Annotated in this window: 16 protein-coding genes; 5 read left to right on the top strand and 11 right to left on the bottom strand. The window is 66.1% G+C overall.

The genetic code is table 11. From position 1 onward, the window contains the following. The first annotated feature begins 57 nt into the window (after positions 1-57). The gene (locus ITJ43_RS06020; protein ID WP_194582913.1) at positions 58-933 is read left to right on the top strand and encodes a glycosyltransferase family 2 protein; all 876 of its coding nucleotides are present in this window, start codon (positions 58-60) and stop codon (positions 931-933) included. Here ITJ43_RS06020 and ITJ43_RS06015 read toward each other — a convergent pair. Genes ITJ43_RS06015 through ITJ43_RS06005 form a run of 3 tightly spaced genes read right to left on the bottom strand, consistent with a single transcriptional unit; the run spans position 913 to position 3,324 of the window. After that, positions 913-2,172, bottom strand: a complete 1,260-nt coding sequence (locus tag ITJ43_RS06015; protein WP_194582912.1) for a hypothetical protein — start codon at positions 2,170-2,172, stop codon at positions 913-915. The two genes, ITJ43_RS06020 and ITJ43_RS06015, sit on opposite strands and share 21 nt — an antisense overlap. Beyond that, complete coding sequence (locus ITJ43_RS06010; protein WP_194582911.1) at positions 2,156-2,632, bottom strand: DUF2304 domain-containing protein; 477 nt, start codon at positions 2,630-2,632, stop codon at positions 2,156-2,158. Before ITJ43_RS06010 ends, ITJ43_RS06015 begins: the two co-directional genes overlap by 17 nt. Beyond that, the gene (locus tag ITJ43_RS06005) at positions 2,629-3,324 is read right to left on the bottom strand and encodes a glycosyltransferase family 2 protein (RefSeq protein ID WP_323741140.1); all 696 of its coding nucleotides are present in this window, start codon (positions 3,322-3,324) and stop codon (positions 2,629-2,631) included. Before ITJ43_RS06005 ends, ITJ43_RS06010 begins: the two co-directional genes overlap by 4 nt. Positions 3,325-3,439: 115 nt before the next feature. On the opposite strand from ITJ43_RS06005, the gene ITJ43_RS06000 reads away from it, so the two are divergent. Beyond that, positions 3,440-4,972, top strand: coding sequence for a DUF2142 domain-containing protein (locus tag ITJ43_RS06000; RefSeq protein WP_194582909.1), 1,533 nt, complete (start codon positions 3,440-3,442; stop codon positions 4,970-4,972). Here ITJ43_RS06000 and ITJ43_RS05995 read toward each other — a convergent pair. The 7 genes from ITJ43_RS05995 to rfbB form a co-directional block, all read right to left on the bottom strand. Continuing rightward, complete coding sequence (locus ITJ43_RS05995) at positions 4,936-6,174, bottom strand: ABC transporter ATP-binding protein (protein WP_194582908.1); 1,239 nt, start codon at positions 6,172-6,174, stop codon at positions 4,936-4,938. The genes ITJ43_RS06000 and ITJ43_RS05995 overlap by 37 nt on opposite strands. Beyond that, positions 6,174-7,088, bottom strand: coding sequence for an ABC transporter permease (locus ITJ43_RS05990; RefSeq protein WP_194582907.1), 915 nt, complete (start codon positions 7,086-7,088; stop codon positions 6,174-6,176). Before ITJ43_RS05990 ends, ITJ43_RS05995 begins: the two co-directional genes overlap by 1 nt. A gap of 111 nt (positions 7,089-7,199) precedes the next feature. Next, positions 7,200-8,105 (bottom strand): glycosyltransferase, encoded by a 906-nt coding sequence (locus tag ITJ43_RS05985; RefSeq protein ID WP_194582906.1) that lies wholly within the window; start codon positions 8,103-8,105, stop codon positions 7,200-7,202. Then, on the bottom strand, positions 8,105-9,022 hold the full coding sequence (locus tag ITJ43_RS05980; protein WP_194582905.1) for an NAD-dependent epimerase/dehydratase family protein: 918 nt from the start codon (positions 9,020-9,022) through the stop codon (positions 8,105-8,107). Before ITJ43_RS05980 ends, ITJ43_RS05985 begins: the two co-directional genes overlap by 1 nt. Continuing rightward, positions 9,019-10,023, bottom strand: coding sequence for a GDP-mannose 4,6-dehydratase (locus tag ITJ43_RS05975; protein WP_194582904.1), 1,005 nt, complete (start codon positions 10,021-10,023; stop codon positions 9,019-9,021). The genes ITJ43_RS05980 and ITJ43_RS05975 overlap by 4 nt, the downstream gene beginning before the upstream one ends. An 89-nt stretch (positions 10,024-10,112) precedes the next feature. Then, positions 10,113-11,534, bottom strand: a complete 1,422-nt coding sequence (locus ITJ43_RS05970) for a sugar nucleotide-binding protein (RefSeq protein WP_194582903.1) — start codon at positions 11,532-11,534, stop codon at positions 10,113-10,115. Then, on the bottom strand, positions 11,535-12,533 hold the full coding sequence (gene rfbB, locus ITJ43_RS05965) for a dTDP-glucose 4,6-dehydratase (RefSeq protein WP_194582902.1): 999 nt from the start codon (positions 12,531-12,533) through the stop codon (positions 11,535-11,537). It abuts the gene before it with no gap. A 125-nt stretch (positions 12,534-12,658) separates the two neighbouring features. Between rfbB and ITJ43_RS05960 the strand changes: the two genes are divergently transcribed. The 3 genes from ITJ43_RS05960 to ITJ43_RS05950 are packed head-to-tail and all read left to right on the top strand — an operon-like array spanning position 12,659 to position 16,547. Continuing rightward, entirely contained in the window at positions 12,659-13,591 is a 933-nt protein-coding gene (locus ITJ43_RS05960; RefSeq protein ID WP_194582901.1) for an FkbM family methyltransferase, read from the top strand. Positions 13,592-13,629: 38 nt separating this feature from the next. After that, positions 13,630-15,090 carry a glycosyltransferase family 4 protein gene (locus ITJ43_RS15300; protein WP_194582900.1) on the top strand — a complete coding sequence of 487 codons (1,461 nt, stop codon included), beginning with the start codon at positions 13,630-13,632 and terminating at the stop codon, positions 15,088-15,090. Next, positions 15,087-16,547, top strand: a complete 1,461-nt coding sequence (locus ITJ43_RS05950; protein ID WP_194582899.1) for a glycosyltransferase family 4 protein — start codon at positions 15,087-15,089, stop codon at positions 16,545-16,547. Before ITJ43_RS15300 ends, ITJ43_RS05950 begins: the two co-directional genes overlap by 4 nt. Before the next feature lie 23 nt (positions 16,548-16,570). Here the strand turns inward: ITJ43_RS05950 and ITJ43_RS05945 are convergent, their stop codons facing one another. Then, on the bottom strand, positions 16,571-18,907 hold the full coding sequence (locus ITJ43_RS05945; RefSeq protein WP_194582898.1) for a glycosyltransferase family 4 protein: 2,337 nt from the start codon (positions 18,905-18,907) through the stop codon (positions 16,571-16,573). Between the last annotated feature and the right edge of the window lies 1 nt (position 18,908).

Below are 18,908 nucleotides of genomic sequence, written 5' to 3'. Positions count from 1 at the left end.
CTCCGCCATCGATCTTATCGGGCGCTGCCGAACGCGCTCATAAGCGAGGATGGGGACATGGACCTGGACATCTGCGTGCCGTACTGGGGCGACCCGGACCAGTTCTTGTCGACCATCGCGTCTGTTCAGGCCCAGACCGACCCGCGGTGGCGTCTGACGATCATCGACGACTGCTACCCCGGCACACGCGTGGCCGACTACGTCGCCACTGTGAACGATCCTCGAATCCGCTATCGCCGAAATGAACGCAATGTCGGCATCACAGAGAACTTCCGCCGTGCCGTCGATGCGGCGGAGGGATCGCATGTCGTCGTCCTCGGATCAGACGATCTGCTGCTGCCCGACTATGTCGCGCACGTGCGCGAGACGATCGCCGCCTTCCCCGACGTGGACGTCATCCAACCCGGTGTCCGTGTGATCGACGGAGGTGGTGCGCCGGCGCGCACACTCGTCGACACGATCAAGCAGCGGCTGCTTACCCCGCGCCGAGCGGCGACTTTTCGAGGCGAGCGCATGGCGGCGACTCTTCTTCGGGGCAACTGGCTGTATTGGCCGTCGCTGGTGCTCCGCGTCGATGTGGTGCGCTCGATCGGCTTCCGCGACGGTTTGCCGATCATCCTCGATCTTGCGCTCCTGGTCGACATCGCCTTCTCCGATGGCACTCTTCGCTACACCCGAGTCCCCTGTTTCGCCTATCGGCGCCACAGCGAGAGCTTGTCCCAGACGTCCCTGCGTGACGGTTCACGATTCGAGGACGAACGACGCTTCTACCGCGATACGGCCATCGCAGCACGCGCACGCGGATGGAAGCGAGCCGAACGGGCCGCGCGTCTGCGACTCATGTCACGCTTGCACGCACTGTCGCAACTGTGGCCGCTGGGCGCGTCGGACACTGCCCGACGCGCTGCGTGGCTACTCGCTGTCGGGCGCTGACTTCCGGACCGCCGGCCGATGCCCCCACCGCACCGCCGCCAGGTGGACGATCAGCCCGATCGCCGGGGCGAGCACAAGGGCGGTCACGACACGCGGTTGCGCGGCGAGTGGCAGAAGAGCCAGGAGGACGATCGTCGAGACGGCTGCCCACAGCCAGCCCGCGGCGTAGGCACGGTGTTGCTTCCTCGCCAACAGAAGAGGTCCGGTCACGCAGAGGCTTCCCACGAGCACGGCGCTCACGACGATGATCGATGACGTCCACGGCGAGACCGCATAGCGGCCGACCGAGATGAGCTCGATCGCCCACGGCACGACGAGCCACGCCAGAGCGCCCGCGGCGACCGCGGCCGCCGCGGCGACGGCGAGGTAACGGAGCATCCGCGGTTCCGCCCGTGCGGGGGCGTCGCGATAGACGACGGTCAGATAACTCTGTAGTGCCATCAGGGGAATGATGAAGGGCGCTCGAGTGAGGGTGATCACGAGCGTGAGCGCCGCTACCGTCGAGACGGTCGCGTCGGCGAGGGACAGACGCAGCAGTAGAGGCATCCCGGTGACCATGACACCCGTCGCAGCCGCCGCGGCGACGGTGTGGGCGGTGTTGCACGCGAGTCGCACCGGGCTGACATCCAGGGCGTACATGCCACGGACACGAGGGCGGACCATCACCCACACCACGAGCACAGCGATACCGAAGGGCATCGCCACGGCCAACGCGACCACGTCGGGCGGCGCGCTGAGCGCGAGGGCAAGAGTCACCGCTGCAGCGCGCAGAACGGCATCGACGACGATGAGGGCGGCGACGGACGGCAGACGGTGCAACCCATACAGCAGGCCGGTGAGCACGGAAGTGGCGACGTACCCGAGCAGCCCGACGGCGAGCGCGCCAGCCATGCCCGCGCCAGTGCCTGCGAAGGCGATGGGAGCAACACTCACGCCGACGAGTACCGCGACAGCCACCACCACCACACTCGCCGCCGCAACGAATCCCCTGAGCGCGCCGGGGGGCGCTTCCGGCAGTACGGGCGCCGCCGCGCGGGCCACCTCCTGCTGGATGCCGCCGACCGCCGAGCCGATCAGGTACATGGTCGACCAGAAGACCGAGAACGACAAGTAGTCGTGTGGGTCGGCGAGAAGACGCGCAGCCAGCAACTGGATCGCGTAGCCACTGGCCCCCGCGATCGCCGTCGCTCCGAGAACGGCGACGAGGCCTCTCGCAGCCGGTTCAGGCGGTCGAACCATCGGCGTCCCGCACGTCGAGGTGTCCGGGGGCCGGCGAACGTAGATCAAGTGAAGCGGCGTCCGCGCGGCCGGGAAGCACCGGATCGGAGCTCGCAGCCGTGGAAACCGATGCGGCGGTGAGCAACGTGTCAAGTCGCTCGGTCTCGGCTCGCAGAATCGCGACTTCCTCCGCGACGCGACGGATCTCGTCCTCGGCCGTCGAAAGCTCGAACGATTGGTGCAGAGTGACGCCGATGAGTAGCGCGAGGGCGAGGATGAACAGCAGGTTGGCGGGAAGTTCGACCCCGACAAGGTCTGCGAGGCCGTTCAGTACGCCCGGAAAAACCGTCAACACAAGCATTGCGACGCCGATCAGCAACCACAGAAGTGCGTACTTCTCGCGCAGCTTGCGCGTCAGCAAGAGCCAGAAGATCACCGCGAGGATGATGAGCGCGAAACCGAGGCCGAGCCAGACGATCATGACCGTAGCCCTTTCCTGAGTCCGCCGCGCAGAAGCGCGAGTCCCAAGGCGAAGACGGACCTGAAGAGGTAGAGGGTCGATCCCAGGGGACCCTGGCTGGGACGGCCGTATCTGCGCGGGCGCATCGCAACGGGCACCTGAGCGACCGTGAGCCCGGTGTGTAGCGCCGCGACGAGCGAGTCGATCGTGTCCCCGAGGTATTCGGCCGGGTAGTAGTGCACGTACTGATCGATCGCTCGGCGATTGGCGGCACGGAACCCACTCGTGACGTCCGTCAACCGCGTGCCCGCAACGCGAGACAGCACAGCAGCGAGGAAGGTCATCGCCCAGCGGCGCGGCCCTCGAGCTTCGTAGCTGCCCACCTCGGCGAAGCGTGCGCCGATCGAGATGTCTGCGCGCTCCAGTCCGGACAGGACGAGAGCGATGTCGTCCGGATTGTGCTGGCCATCGGCATCCACCTGCACAGCGCGGTCGTAGCCGTGCCGCTGCGCGTATGTGAAGCCGGTCTTCATGGCCCCACCGACACCCATGTTGAACGGGAGGGAGACCACCGCGGCACCGGCTTGGCGGGCGATGTCCGCCGTGTCGTCCGTCGACCCGTCGTCGACGACAACGACGTCGTAGTCGCCGTCTGCCGTCCGAATCTCACGAACGGTCTGGCCGACGTTCTTCTCCTCGTTCCACGCTGGCACGATGACCAGAACAGATTCTCTTTGTGGCGCCACAGTCTCGTAGTCTACTGCCGCGCGATTCCGGGACCCGGGGATGGCGCCCGGCCGTCGCAGCGGCGAGCACTACGATGGCGAGGTGAGTTCTGCCGTTCGCCCCGTCCGTTCCTGGATAGCGATCGTCGCCGTCCCCCTTTTCGCCTTCCTCACCCTGTGCGCGTGGTCTTTCGCGTCCCCGGTCGGTTCGAGCCCCGACGACGACTTCCACCTCGCCTCAATCTGGTGCGGCCTCGGGGAGCGTCCCGGTCTGTGCGAGACCGCGCCCGACTCCGCCGATGCCGCGCCCACCGCGCGGATGATCCCGGCCGCACTGGTGAATGCGCCCTGCTTCGCTTTCCGGCCGGAGCAGAGCGCGGGTTGCTGGGATCCCGCGGCCAGCGGAATGGCGCTCGTCGCACGCGCCAATGTCGATGGCCTGTATCCACGGCTGTTCTATACGGCGGCGTCCGTGTTCGCAAGCACAGACCCTCAGTTTTCGGTCATCGCGATCCGCCTCGCGAACTCGGCGTTCGCGGTGGGGCTCCTCACCGCGGTCTTCTTCGCCCTCCCGCGCAGAGTGAGACCGGCGCTGCTCATATCGGTCATCGCCACGAGCGTGCCGTTGGGCGTGTTCGTCTTTGCATCGACCAACCCGTCATCGTGGGCGATGCTGTCTGCCGCGACAGTGTGGACGTCGCTGTACGGCGCGACGAGGGCGACCGGCAGGCGACGATGGGTCCTGTGCGCACTGGCGATCTTCGGTGCCATCGTCGGAGCCGGAGCGCGAGCAGACGCGGCGATCTTCGCCGTGTACGCAGTCGCGCTCGCACTGATCCTCGGCGTACGGAGTCTGCGCCAGCAACGCTGGCCTATCTCGACCGCGCTCGTGATCTGCGTGATCAGCGCCGCTTTCTATATGAGTGCGCGGCAGGGCGGAGCAGCCTTCGGGGGGCTCGACCCCTCAGCGCACGCTTTAACGCTGTCCCAGCACATCTCGAATATGTTCGAAATCCCTTCGCTCTGGACGGGAGCTCTCGGAGGTTCCAATCTCGGGTGGTTCGACACACGCATGCCCGCGATCGTCTGGGTTCCGGCGACCGTCGTCTTCGCCGGCGCTCTGTTCGTCGGCATCCACCGCCCGACGCGTCGACGGATGACCGCGGTGACACTGGCGCTGCTGGCACTGTGGGCGGTGCCGTTCGTCATGCTCGCGCAGTCGAACGCTATGGTCGGAAGCACAGTTCAGCCCCGCTACCTCCTGCCGTTGATGCTCATCGCCGTAGGCGTCGCAAGCCTCCGACCCGATGCGGAACGCGCATGGGATGGACCCCGCTATGCCGTTGCGGCGGTCGGCCTGTGGGTCGCGATGACGGTAGGGCTGCATCAGAACCTGTCCCGCTACATCTCCGGGGGCGGCGGCCGGATCGATGCGGGTGCTCCCGGCAGCTGGTGGTGGCCGGGTGTGCCCGACCCCCTTTTCATCTGGATGGCAGGCTCCGCTGCGTTCGCGGGGATGCTCCTGACGATCTGGATCGCCACGAGAGGGCGGGGACGACGCGCTCCCGACGCAGCGTTGTTGCGCGCGCCGCGCGGCTCTCAGCCGACCGAGATCACCGGGTCGGCCAGCACATAGCCGGTCTGCGTCGGCGAAGCAGGGACCAAGAACGTCGCGCCCTGCCACTGAATGTCGAACGGGCTGCCATCCGCAGCGAGCACCTCTGCGTTGACGAAGTACTTGCCCCCGGCGAACGGAAGTCGCGGGAACGTGTAGTTCACGGTGACGACTCCCGCTGACGTCGGCCCGTGGCTCGTCTCATGCCGACGGGTGCTGGTACCGAACACCTGCTGGCCGTTCGGAGTGTCGATGCTGAGGCTCGAGTGCCACTGGTCCAGTCCTTGCGGGAGGTCGACGGCGACTTCGATGGTCAATTGCTCCCCGGGCTGCACGCCGTCCACGATCTCGCCAGCGGCATTGCGCACGGTGATTCCCGCGATCTGCGGAACAGAAGCCGGCGCGCCCGCCGCTGCTGCCGCCTCCGCCTCCGCCTCGGCGTTCGACCGCCGCTTCCCCTCGAGGATTTCGCGGTGCACACGCGTAGCGTCGGCAGCTGACCCGATGAAAGCCACCTCACCGTGGTTGAGGACGAGTCCACGATCGCACACTTCCATCACCTGCTCGGCGGAGTGAGAAACGAGCACGATGGTGCGCCCCTCGCGCTGGAACTGCCGGATCTTGTCCATGCACTTGCGCTGGAATGCCTCATCACCGACGGCCAACACCTCGTCGACCAGGAGAACGTCGGGGTTGGTGTGCACGGCGACGGCGAAAGCCAACCGCACGTACATGCCGGAAGAGTAGAACTTCACCTGGGTGTCGATGAAGTCGCCGATCTCGGAGAACGCGAGGATGCTGTCGAACTCCGCCGCCGTCTCATCCTTCGACAGACCCAGGATCGCTGCATTGAGATAGACGTTCTCACGTCCCGAAAGATCGGGGTGGAACCCGGCTCCCAGCTCGAGGAGGGCGGCGAGACGGCCTCGTCGCTGCACCGTTCCCGACGAGGGATCGATGATGCCTCCGATGACCTTGAGCAGTGTGCTCTTTCCCGAGCCGTTCGACCCCAGCAGGCCCAGTGACGACCCGGCACGGATCGAGAACGAAACGTCTTTCAGGGCGGAGAACGACTCCTGGTGCACACGACCGCGCCGCCCGAACGTGACGACCCGCTCTTTGAGCGAGTTGTCCTTGCGGATCACGAACGACTTCGAGACACCCTCGACGCGGATGACTTCCGGTCCCTCGGTGTTCGGACGGGGACTGACAGACGACACCATTACAGCTCCTGCGCGAAGTTTCCCTGCAAGCGTGCGAACACGCGCTGGCAGATCCAAAGGACGATCAGACCGACCACGAGCGCCGCAAGCATTCGAAGACCGAGCTCGGGGGGATAGTCGGCCACGGTGCCGGACGTCCAGAAGGCACGGTGGAAACCGAGGACGGCCAGGGTGAGCGGGTTGTTCGTGTAGACCTCGAGCAACCAACTGGGCAGGTTGAACCTCTTGAAGACGTCGGCCACCATTGTCCAGCCGTAGACGATCGGCGACGCCCAGATCGACAGTGTGAGCAGGATCTGGACGAGGTACTGCACATCTCGGAGATAAACGTTGATAGCCGAGAAGAGGATGCCGAACGCAGCCCCGTAGAGCACGATGAGTGCGACGGAGGGGAAGAAGTAGAGGAGCCCGGGCGTCCAGGGCGGCGACTCGAGGATGAAGCATCCGACGACGAGCACCAGGACCTGGACGGTGAAGGTGAACAGTGCGGAGCCCATCGCCGCGAGGGGGAAGACCTCTCGCGGGACGTAGACCTTCTTGACAAGCCCTGCGTTCGCGATGATCGAGGCCGTCGTACCGGTGAGCGATTCCGACAGCAGGCCGAAGATCGTCAAGCCCGAGAAGACATAGATGGCAAAGTTGTCGATGCCCCGGGCCGCGCCCAGAATCTGACCCATCACGACGTAGTAGACGGCCAGCTGCACAATCGGGTTGATCAGAGTCCACAACACTCCAAGCGCACTGTCTTTGTAGCGCGCCTTGATGTCTCGTCGCACGAGAAGACTGAGCAACTGACGGTGGTCGAACACCGCCTTCAGCGAGCCCCACGTTCCCGTGATCCCGACCTTGCCCAGGGGCGCGGAGAACGGTTGGGAGTCGAGTCGCTGAAACCGGGCAACCGCACTATCGGTCAATGGACACCTTGACTTTCTTGCTGAGACCAGCGACTCACTATACCTGCATGGGGGTGCGAGTCCCCCGGACTCGCGAGCGACGCGACGCGCCCCCGGCGCGTCGCCGACCGATCACCATCGACGTTCGCGAGCCGGGTATCTGAGTCCGGCCCACATGCCACGCAGCGCAGCTGCAATCTTGGCGCCCCGGTCCTTTTCGAGGAGCAGAAGTTTGACCCACGCCTTCCACGTGAACCAGGCGTCCTCCCAGAACCAACGGCCGAAACCATATCGACGCACAACGATGAGCCGATTGCGCGCGGCGTGAAAGTGACGCATGGTCGAGTAGTTGGCGAGGTACACCCGACGGCCGAGAAGTCGGACGGCGTCGGCGTCTCCAAAGCTGTGATCGAGGATCGCGTCATACACCTTGAGGTTGCGAAATCCGCGCGCCCGGGCACGCAGGCAGATGTCGTGATCGACGTAGTCGATGAACAACGGCTGATCATGCAGCCCGATCGCGTCCAGGAGCGCGCGCGAGAACAGCGACCCCGAACTGATCAGCACCTCTGCCCCACGGGCGCCGGTGCCGGACTCCCGTGCATAGATGATGCCCGTGGCATTGGAGCGCAACGCCGGCCCGACGACGCCGACCAGCTCTCCCGAGGCCTCGCGGGCGACGCGCGCTTCGAGCAGCTGGCGCAGCGAGCCCGGCGTCACTCGGCTGTCCTGATCGAAGATCCAGACATCGTCGAATCCTGCGGCCAGAGCGGCCCTGATTCCTGCGTTGAACCCCGTCGCGACGCCGACGTTGCCCGCCTGGTCGAGGACGACGACGTCGTCACGCTCCGCGGCGAACGCGAGGATCCGGGCGGAATGCTCGTCGGGCGAGTTGTTCACGACGTACACACGCCCGACCTGTGCCGCGACGGCATCGACGTTCACGACGACCTCTGGGTCGGGGTGGTAGGTCAGCACGACGGCCGCGACGCGAGTATTCGGCGCGGCGTCGAGAGGAACATCGCTGGAGATCGTCATCAGAGTCCCGCGGCGACGGTATCGGCGATCGTCGACCGGAAGGACACTGCCGGAAACCAGCCCGTGTCGGACCGAAGGCGCGAAGAGTTGCCCACGATCAGCGCGGGGTCGGTGACCCGGATTCGCGAATCGTCCACCTCCAGAGGAGGGACCGGCTGTCCGAGCGCCTCGTACAGAGCCTCAAGGATCTCGCGTCCGGAGCGAGCCGTTCCTGACGCGACGTTGTACACATCGTGTGCGAGTCGGGGCGCGGTCGCGAGCGCGAGATATGCCCTCGCGACGTCGCGGACATCGGTGTAATCCCGACGCGTGTCGAGGTTGCCTACGCGCAGAGGTCGCTCGGGAGCCGACGCGAGGTGCTGCCGCAACAGATCGGGCAGCAGAAACCCCGGCCCCTGGTTCGGGCCGATGTGGTTGAACGGGCGCGCCACGACGGTGCGCAGGCCACGGCGCGCATAGTAGGCGAGTTGATTCTCCGTGAGGACCTTGCTCACGACGTACGGTGATGTGTAGGCGACCGGATCGGTCTCGATCCGGGCGACCTCTTCCTCCTGGGCGTAGACGGCCCCCGTCGATACACCGACAACGCGCCCCGTGAACCCGGCCGACAGGAGAGCCTCGCACATGCTCGTCACCATGGCGCTGTTGCCGTCGATGTACTCCTGTGGGCTATCGAACGATGGCCCGACGGCCGCGAGCCCGGCAAGATGCACCACGTCGGCGTCGAGCGGAACGCCGACCGGCCACCCCCGACGCAGATCCGCGGATGCATAGCCCGTCAAACTCGCGAGTGCCTCGGCATCCGGCTGCGCGTTGCGCGAAATACCGAAGACCTCGAATCCAGACTGAGCGGCGACGCGGGCGAGATGTCTCCCGACGAACCCATCGACCCCGGTGACGACCAGGCGGCGCGTCATGCCGACGGTCGTTGCGCTTCGGCGAGGGTCAGGTCGTGTGCGACCATCCGAGCCACGAGGCCCGGGAAGTCGACCTTGCGCTCCCATCCGAGCACCCGCTCCGCCTTGGACGGGTCGCCGAGGAGGATGTCGACCTCCGCCGGACGCATGAAGGCCGGATTCTGCGTGACGTACGGACGCCAGTCGTCGATGCCGATCTCGGCGAAGGCGAGCGTCAGGAATTCCTCGATCGAGTGCGTCTCTCCGGTGGCGAGCACGAAGTCGTCCGGCTCACTGTGCTGCAGCATCCGCCACATTCCCTCGACGAAGTCACCGGCGTATCCCCAGTCGCGCTTGGGCCACAAGTCTCCGAGCTCGATGTGCGTCTGCAGGCCCAGCTTGATGCGCGCCACGGCGTGCGTGATCTTGCGGGTGACGAACTCGACTCCTCGACGCTCGCCTTCGTGGTTGAAGAGGATGCCGCACGAGACGAACATGTCGTAGCTCTCGCGATAGTTCTTCGCTATCCAATGGCCGTAGAGCTTCGCAACGCCGTAGGGGCTGCGCGGGTGAAAGAGCGAGTTCTCGTTGTAGCCCGCACCGGGACGGTTGTAGTCCAGACCACCGAACATCTCGGAGGTGGATGCCTGGTAGACGCGCGTCGATTGTGCGCGACCGGTGACACGCACCGCTTCCAGCACGTTGAGCACACCCTTCGCCGTCACATCGGCGGTCAGGGACGGATTCTTGAACGAGTAGCCGACGTGGCTGACGGCAGCCAGGTTGTAGAGCTCGCCGGCGTCACTGACCTCAACAGCGCGCACGAGCGAGGTCGGGTCGGTGAGATCACCCTCGATGAGCTGGACAAAGGGCATTTCGGCCTCGACCTCTGCCCGTCGCGGGTTGTGCTGTCCACGGATGAGTCCGAAGACCTCGTATCCCTTGTCGTGGAGCAGCTGCGCAAGGTGCCCGCCGTCCTGTCCCGTGATGCCGGTGATCAGCGCGCGAGGTGTCTGTGCCATGGGTATGTCTCCGAACTCGAATCTGCAGGAATAATCCTAGCCGTGGCGGGCTGAGCGCCCCGTGGGCGGCCGGCACGGCCCGGTCTCCGTCACTCCGCGCGTCGGGCGAGAAGTGTATCCTCCAGTGCGGCCAGGTGATCGCTCGGGACGAATCCGGATGCCTCGATCTTGGCGAGGTCGAGCACGCTGTTGCCGGGGCGAGGCGCCACCGGCCCGTCAGCTGTCGCGAAGTACTCCTGCGTGGCCACTCCGTGAACGCGACTGGGGTCGTTGCCCGTCAGGACGAAGACCCGACGCGCGATCTCCGCCCACGACAGCGGCTCTCCCGAACCGGTCAGGTTGTACACCCCGGGTGCCGCGCCGGAAGACAGAAGATGGCGGATGCCGCGGGCGATGTCGCTCGCAAACGTGAGTCGCCCGGTCTGGTCGGCGACCACACTCGGATCGACGCCACGTTCGGCGAGCGAGGCCATCGTGGCGACGAAGTTCTTTCCTTCGCCGATGACCCACGACGTCCGCACGATGAAGTGGCGCGGAACCGTCGCAACGACGGTGTCTCCCGCCGCCTTCGTCTGACCGTAGACACCGAGGGGCGATAGCGGCTCGTCCTCAGGGTGCGGCAGATCGGACTGCCCATCGAAGACGTAGTCGCTCGATACGTGGACCAGAGTGAGATCGTTCGCTGCAGCGACCCGTGCGAGAGCGGCCACGGCGACGACGTTGACCCGCCACGCGGCTTCGCGCCCCGGCGACGCCTCCGCCGCATCGACGGCCGTGTACGCCGCAGCGTTGATGATCGTGTCGTAGTCGCGCCACCGACGCGCGGAATCCAAGCGGTCCGAGGTGAGATCGAGTTCCCCGCGCGACGCAAACTCAACGTGTGCGACGTCGGCGTACTCGGCGCGAAGCGCACGTCCCAGCTGGCCGTTGGCGCCCAGCACCAGCGTCTTCCGTGGCGTCATCGGCGAGACGTCTGCCAGCCGCGGATGTGCGAGATCCTTCGCCGAGATCTCCACGCGATCCAAGGGAATGGGCCATTCGATCGCGACGGTCTCGTCTGCCAGATTCAGAAAGGTGTACTCCGCGTCCGCAGACCAATGGTCGTTGACGAGATAGGTGTAGGCCGTATCGGCTTCGAGGGTCTGGTAGGCGTTGCCCACGCCTCGAGGCACGAAGATCGCGCGGGACGGGTCGATCTGCGTCGTGAACACGGCCCCGAAACTGGGCCCTTCGCGCAAATCGACCCAGGCTCCGAAGATCCGTCCGGTCGCGACCGAGACGTACTTGTCCCAGGGCTCCGCATGGATGCCGCGGGTCGTTCCCACCTCGTCGTTGAACGAGACGTTGTTCTGGACCGGGCCGAAGTCGGGCAAACCCAGCGCCGTCATCTTCTCGCGCTGCCAGTTCTCCTTGAACCAGCCCCGTGCGTCGCCGTGAACAGGCAGATCCCACACCATGAGGCCGGGAATGGGCGTCGGTGTCGCGGAAAGAGCCTTGCTGAACTCGACCACCTACTGACCCTTCGCCGAGTAGAACGCCTCGACGCCATCCTTCGAGCCCGCCCACCACGACTCGTTGTCGCGGTACCACCGGACGGTGTCGGCGAGGCCGGCTTCGAAGTCCTGGAATTTCGGCGCCCATCCGAGTTCGGAACGCAATTTCGAGGAGTCGATCGCGTACCGAAGGTCGTGGCCGGCGCGGTCTACGACGTGGTCGTACGCGTCCGAAGGCTGCCCCATGAGGTCCAAGATGAGCTCGACGACCGACTTGTTGTCCTTCTCCCCGTCGGCCCCGATCAGGTACGTCTCGCCGATGGCGCCCCCGTCGAGGATCGCCAGCACTGCGGACGAGTGGTCCTCCGCGTGAATCCAATCGCGGACGTTCTCGCCCGTCCCGTAGAGCTTCGGTCGGATGCCGCGGATCACGTTGGTGATCTGTCGCGGAATGAACTTCTCGACGTGCTGGTACGGCCCGTAGTTGTTCGAGCAGTTCGAGATGGTCGCCGGCACGCCGAACGACCTGACCCACGCGCGCACGAGCAGGTCACTGCCCGCCTTCGTGGACGAGTAGGGGCTCGAGGGGTTGTACGGGGTGGACTCCGTGAAGCGCTGCGGATCGTCGAGCTCGAGATCGCCGTAGACCTCGTCGGTGGAGATGTGATGGAAGCGAGTGCCGTGGCGTCGCGCGGCTTCGAGCAGCGTGTAGGTACCGATGATGTTCGTGTCGAGGAAGGGGCGCGGGTCGTGCAGAGAGTTGTCGTTGTGGGATTCCGCGGCGAAGTGGACGATCGCGTCGGCCTCACTCACGAGCGCATCAACGACCTCGGCGTCGGCGATGTCGCCCTCAACGAGGTCGACACGGCTCCCGGAGAGCCCTTCGAGCGAGGCGCGGTTTCCGGCGTAGGTGAGCTTGTCCAGCACGGTCACGTGGTCGTCGGTGTTCTCGATGACATGGCGGACGAAGTTGGAGCCGATGAACCCGGCCCCTCCGGTGACGACGAGATTGCGCATCGCCCCAGACTACCGAGGTCATCTACGGAGCGCGTGCGCGCGAGGTCTCTCACGACAAGGAGAGGACCACCCGGTGCGACCGCGCACCGTCAGAGCTCACAACCGCGGCGGATAAGATCGAGGTCATGTCCGACGGTCAGTTTGTCTCATACGCGCAGAATGCGGAAGACGTCGTGCTCTGGCGAGCCCTGGGCCATGTCAAGGACGGACGTTACGTCGACGTGGGCGCGAACCACCCCCGCGTCGACTCGATTTCGCGCGCGTTCTACGAACGCGGTTGGAAAGGCATCACCGTCGAGCCGGTCGCCAGCCTGATCGAGCTGCATCGCAGCGAGAGGCCGCGAGACATCCAGGTCGAGGCCGCCGCCGCCGAAGCCGACGACGTATCGGTCACCCTTCACTCCGTTCCGGGAACCGGCCTGTCGACGCTCGACAGCGACGTCGACGAACGCAACCGCAAGGAAGGGCGCGTCGTCGAAGACGTAGAGGTCGACGCATCAACACTGACGCGGATACTCGAGGATGCCGGCGACGAGGTCCACGAGATCCACTTCATGGTGATCGATCTCGAGGGTGCCGAGGAGCGGGCGATCGAGGGGCTCGATCTTCAGCGTTGGAGACCGTGGGTGCTCGTCGTCGAAGCGACCAGGCCCAACTCGACGATCCCTTCGCACCAGGCATGGGAGCAGTCGGTGATCGATGCGGGCTACTCTCTCTGCCTCTTCGACGGGCTGTCGAGGTTCTACGTCGCCCGTGAGCATCGCGAGGCCCTCGAAGCGTCGCTGTCGTATCCGGCCGGCGTTTTCGACGACTACGTCCCCCTGGCACAGGTGCAACTCCTCGACGAGATCGCCGCGCTGCGAGAGCAGCTTCACGATGCCGAGCGGCAGACCATTCAGTGGCGCCATCGCGCGCTCGTCGAATGGGCGGAGATCACCGTGTCCTCGACCGACAGCGAAGGCCTCGCCCGCGAACTCAAAGCCATTCAGGAAAGCCTGTCGTGGCGTGTCACCGAACCCCTGCGCTCGGCGCGCCGAGTGATCGGCCGCGTGCTTTGACGTCGAGACCGTCCGCGGCAGAACGCCTTCTTGTCGCGGTGGATCAGCGCGTCGCGGCGGCATCCGCTGTGCTGTTGCCCGCGGTGCCGGCCATGGGGGCAGACTCCCCCGGTCTTGCGACCGCGACCCTCTTGCCCAGACTGCTGGAGCACGCGCGCGACGCGGCAAGCCAACCGGCGATGTGGCTGATTCTCACGGCGGTCGGCGGCCGATTCCCCACCGTAGACATGGTGCAGCGGGTGCGCCGGTCGTTGCAGCTCGACCCGATCGAAGAGGTGGAGCGCATCGTGCTCACCCTTGCGACCGAGACCGCGAGCCAGAGCCGGATCGATCTTCCCATGCGAGTCGTCACCTGTCCTGTGATCGACGTCGACACGTCGGGTCGAACGGACTACCAGTCCGGAATCCACCGCGTCGTTCGCGAAACAGTGTCACGGTGGGCTCACGATCACACGGTCGAGTTGGCGATCTGGGACGACAGGCAACAGGTCATGCGCTCCGCAGCCCCGCGCGAGATCGGGCGGGTCACCCGCTTCGGCGCGGACTTCATCGTCGGGGTCGACGACGCCCCGTACGAGCAGGAGCTGATCGTGCCGTGGAATACGGTCGTCGTTCTGCCCGATGTGCCGATGGGGGGACCGGCTGAGGTCCTCACCGCAATCGCACAATGCTCCGGCAATCTGCTCACCGCGATCGGCTACGACCTGATCCCGATCACGAGTGCCGAGACGAGGCCGCTGCACGACTCGGCAGCGGCGGGAGAGTGGCTCGTGCCGCTGAAAAGCGCGCGGCGGGTCGCGGGAATCTCGAGTTCCGCAACCGCCGAGTTCGCGGGCTTCGCCAGTGCTCTGGCCGCCCAAGGATTGCGGGGGCCGGATGTCGAGGAGATCTCGATTCCCGCCATCACGCCGCCGAACTGGTTCACACCAGCCGAGCGCACTGGCCGTACCCGCCCGCACATCGTCGTATCCGGCACACGCGAACCGCACAAGAACCACGACGCCGTGCTCTACGCCGCAGAACGCCTGTGGAGCGAGGGGCTGGACTTCGAACTGCGCTTCGTTGGAGGTAACGGATGGACAGATCGCCACCTCCACGAAACACTCGCCCGCATCAAGGAGCGCGGTCGGCCGCTCGTCGATCTCGGACGTGTGACAGAGGAGCAGTTGTGGAACGAGCTCGCCGACGCAGATGCCGTCGTCTTCGTCTCGCTTCACGAAGGCTACGGGCTCCCCGTCGTCGAAGCGCTCGCGGTCGGCACTCCGGTGCTCACCGCTTCATACGGTAGCCAGGAGGAGATCGCCCGCGACGGCGGCTGTCTGCTCGCCAACCCACGGGACGAGGAGACGATAGTGGAGGCTCTGCGGCGTCTGGTCTCGGACGACGATCTGCGGCGCTCTCTCGCGCAAGAAGCACGGGAACGTCCTCTGGGCTCGTGGGATCAGTACGCGGCGCAACTGTGGGACTTCCTGGTCGCGGATGTCGAGGTATCGGCATGAGCGGTCGTAGCGTTCCCGCGACGACGACCGCGGCGTGGATATCGCGCGTGTCGACGCTTGCCGACGCGTTGGGGCGACCCCGTCCGTCCGACGTCGACAAGCGCTCCCTCGCAGCCGCGATCGGCGAACTGGTCAATGCACGAGATCGCGAAGAGATATGGCTCGCGCTCGCGGTGCTCACGGGACGGTTCCCCAACGAAGAACTGGTGCTGCAGACCGCCCGCTCTTCGGAGTTCGATCCCACAGCACTCTTCCGCGCCATCCGAGACGAGACAACTCCCGAAAGCGCGGAGTGGACAGTAGTCGTCGAGCGCAACAAGATCCTGGTAGACGTCGCCGATACGTCGACATCGACAGTGTCCACCGGCATCCAACGGGTCGTTCGCGAGGTAGCCAAGCGCTGGATCGCCAATGACACCGTGAGGTTTGCCGGGTGGACGCCCGGCTGGCAGTCATTGCGCGAGCTCCAGCCGGCCGAACTCTCCCGCGTGAAGCAGGGAGTTGCGCGGGCCAGGGACGAAGAGGACCCGGCGGCGAATGCCGTCGTCGTCGTCCCCTGGCGTACGACCTACCTCCTCCTCGAGGTTTCGGCCGAGCCGCCGCGCGCGGAGCGAGTGCGCGCGCTCGCCCGCTTCAGCGGATGTCACACGGCGGCGCTGTGCTACGACGTGATCCCGATCACGTCGAGTGAGACGTCGTCGCCGGGTATGACCGGCGTCTTCGCGCACTACATGGCAGCCCTCAAGTTCTTCGACCGGGTATCGACCATCTCTCGCGCCACCGCGGTGGAGTACCTCGGCTGGCGAAAGATGCTCCCCGCGGCCGGTCTGACGGGGCCAGAAATCGTGCCCGTGCTGCTGCCGGCATCGGTGGGCGAGTCCGACGAGAACGCGTTCGCAGCAGCCCGAGACAGGCTCACAATCGGGCAGATGCCCCTCGTTATCGTCGTCGGAAGCCACGAACCGCGCAAAAACCATCTGGCGATCCTCCACGCTGCCGAGGTCCTGTGGCGAGAAGGCCACGTCTTCTCACTCAGCTTCATCGGGAGCCGCTCGTGGAGGAGTGAGCAGTACCACGATCGCATCCGGCAGCTGCAGGATCGAGGGCGCCCCGTCGAATCCGTGTCGCAGGCCGACGACACCCTGCTGTGGGCCGCCTACCGGCTCGCCCGGTTCACTGTGTTCCCGTCGCTCAACGAGGGTTTCGGACTGCCCGTCGCCGAATCGTTGGCGGTGGGAACGCCCGTGATCACGTCGCAGTTCGGTAGCACGGCGGAGATCGCCGAGCATGGTGGTGCTCTGCTCATCGACCCCCGCGACGACGACGATCTCACCGCGGCCATGCGCACGTTGCTCACCGACGAGGACACTCTGGGCCGCCTGCGCGCCGAAGCCCGTGCACGTCCGCAGACCAGCTGGGATCAGTACGCGCGCGACGTGTGGGAAGCGCTCGTCTAGCGCCGCATCGGCACGCCGGGTTGTCAGCGGTGCAGGCGAGACCAGGCTCTTCTGGGGAGTGAGCGCACGCGGCTGAGCGCTGTGTGAACGCGAAGCGCGCTCTGGCGGCGCCACGCGTCCTCGAGTGCCTCGCGGACGCGTTCACCCGAGGCGGCCGGGGAATGAAGAACGCGGATATCTTCTGCCGCGCGTTGTCCCACGGCCCTCGCGGTGTCGGGATCGGCGAGGATCCGGCGCAATGCCGAGGCCGCTTCATCGAGGTCGGGATCTGCCCACGGAGTTCCCGCCGGGTAGGGGTCGGCGCCGACCGGGATGGGGATCTTCGCGCACGGGACGAGGAACGCATTGCGCTCATTGGTGAACTGCATGCTGCCCGAGTATGCGCTCACCACGACCGGTCGACCCCACGCCATAGCCTCGGCGATGGTCAGACCGAGCCCCTCCGCGCGATGGAGTGACACGTATGCCGTGCATCTCGCCATGAGTGCGGTGAGCTCGTCGGATTCCAGGTAGTCGTCGATGATAAGGACGTCGGTCCTCGCCGAAGCGACGATACGAAGACGCTCGGCGTCTGCCACTCTCAGATCGGCGTTGAGCGTCTTGATGACGAGAATCGGACCGTCATCGTGGTTCGCGGGGAAGGCTCGTGCGAACGCCTCGATGAGACCCAGCGGGTTCTTTCGTTCCATCGTGCTCAGATAGTCGAAGGCGAAGAAGAACCATGGTCTCCCCGCCGGAATCCCCACGCGGGCGGGAACGTCGGCAGCCTCGCCCGCTGACCTCTGCGGGAGGGGCGGCATAACGGTGCGCACGGGGACCGGGGCTCGCTGAGCAACGGCATCGCGGATGAAATCGGTGGCCACCCAGACCTCGTCGACGACGGCGTAGGCACCATCGCTCGACGCGGGGAAGGACTCGACCTCCCAGTACCACATTCCGATGCGGTAGCTTCGGGCGACCACATCCGCCATCGACTCCGTCACGGCTTTGGCCTGATCGGCATTGACGGCGATCACCGATGTGTCATAGCGGGTCGCAGTCGACCGCCGAAAGCTCGCCGTCGCTCGGGACTGGAGGTCGACGCTGGCCGCGAATGTGCTCGTCGGAATGCGTGCCGCGACGAGCGCGGCATCCATCAGGCGAGCCGATGTACCGATACCCAACGCGCCCGAGAGGTATCCCACGAGGTTGACTCCGCGAGGGCGTCGTCCGGCGCGCTGCGGGGACGGCGGCTGAGCGGCGATCGTGACCGCCGCGGCTCTGCGCACCAGTTCGCAGTCGTAGCGCGCGTCGTTGACTCCATATTCCAGAGCCCAGTGCGCAAGGGCGTCTGAGTCGCGACCGGGAACCTGCGGAAAGACGTGAGCGAGATCGGTGCGCGAGCGATGTATGCCGGCGAGATAGCGGGCGACCGGAGTCCGAGCCCCGCTGGGGAGCAGTTCGACGAGCCAGTCGTCGAGGTCGGCCACCGCCGCCTCGAGGGAGTCCCCCCGCTCAGAAGCGAACCTGGCGATCTCGCGGACGAGGCCCGCGTCCGCACGAACAACGAATGCCGGCGCGACGATGGCGCGCTCCCGTTCGGCGACGTCGCGCACGTATTGCGCGAGGGCGCGGTTGCGGCTGAGGAGCGGACCAGAAGACGGCCCCTTCCGCGCGTCGAACAACGAGGGAGCGTCAGGATCGAGGCCCACGAGGTCGAATGCCACGACCGGCTTACCATCCACGGCGAAATGACCGTCTTCGATAGGGATGAGGGTGTCCGGGCCCGCGTTGGCACGCGAGACGAGCGCAGCGTCATCCACAATGATGCGGTGCGGCACGCGCGCGATGAAGAGGTCGAGCCAGCGACCGGCAGTCCGCCAATCGGTGACGAGTTCGTGGAGGCTCCTGCGGTGCGCGGTCACATCGGTGCCCAGAAGGTACAGCTCGGTCGCGAGAACAGACGTGTCGGGGTCAAGGGGGCGCACCGGCGCCGCCGCGCGCACCACCGCGACGGTGGTGCGCGGGTCCTCGACCGGCTGCAGCGGCGTGTGGAGGGCAATACCGGCCACGAGTGCGAGGACCGGCTCACCGTGATCGAGAAGATGAGCGCCCCACAGCGCCGTGAGCGCGGTGAGCATCGTCGAGTCGTCGTGCGTGAGCCGGATTTCGTCGATGAGAAGGTCCGCCTCGGACGCCGTCCGCACCTTCTCAGTCCCGCAGGGCAGGTACACGCCGTCCACATCGAGGACTTCGCACCGAACCCCCGGCATCACGCTGTGAACCGATCGCACCGTTTCCCGGGCGGCACCGGCACACGACGCCGTCGCCACCACCGCGATGATCACGCGTCCTCCCGACCCCACGGAGGATTCCACCATG

Origin of the sequence: Microbacterium sp. VKM Ac-2870 (genome assembly GCF_015350795.1) — a bacterium.
GTDB lineage: Bacteria > Actinomycetota > Actinomycetes > Actinomycetales > Microbacteriaceae > Microbacterium.
Note: the sequence above shows the minus strand (reverse complement) of the source record. Positions and strands in the feature narration are given on the sequence as shown.

Coding starts and splice junctions, on each gene's coding strand:
- ITJ43_RS06015 (WP_194582912.1), bottom strand. CDS start 2,172: ATGGTTCGACCGCCTGAACCGGCTGCGAGAGGCCTCGTCGCCGTTCTC.
- ITJ43_RS06020 (WP_194582913.1), top strand. CDS start 58: ATGGACCTGGACATCTGCGTGCCGTACTGGGGCGACCCGGACCAGTTC.
- ITJ43_RS05975 (WP_194582904.1), bottom strand. CDS start 10,023: ATGGCACAGACACCTCGCGCGCTGATCACCGGCATCACGGGACAGGAC.
- ITJ43_RS05985 (WP_194582906.1), bottom strand. CDS start 8,105: ATGACGATCTCCAGCGATGTTCCTCTCGACGCCGCGCCGAATACTCGC.
- ITJ43_RS06010 (WP_194582911.1), bottom strand. CDS start 2,632: ATGATCGTCTGGCTCGGCCTCGGTTTCGCGCTCATCATCCTCGCGGTG.
- ITJ43_RS05980 (WP_194582905.1), bottom strand. CDS start 9,022: ATGACGCGCCGCCTGGTCGTCACCGGGGTCGATGGGTTCGTCGGGAGA.
- ITJ43_RS05950 (WP_194582899.1), top strand. CDS start 15,087: ATGAGCGGTCGTAGCGTTCCCGCGACGACGACCGCGGCGTGGATATCG.
- ITJ43_RS05995 (WP_194582908.1), bottom strand. CDS start 6,174: ATGGTGTCGTCTGTCAGTCCCCGTCCGAACACCGAGGGACCGGAAGTC.
- rfbB (WP_194582902.1), bottom strand. CDS start 12,533: ATGCGCAATCTCGTCGTCACCGGAGGGGCCGGGTTCATCGGCTCCAAC.
- ITJ43_RS05960 (WP_194582901.1), top strand. CDS start 12,659: ATGTCCGACGGTCAGTTTGTCTCATACGCGCAGAATGCGGAAGACGTC.
- ITJ43_RS05945 (WP_194582898.1), bottom strand. CDS start 18,907: ATGGTGGAATCCTCCGTGGGGTCGGGAGGACGCGTGATCATCGCGGTG.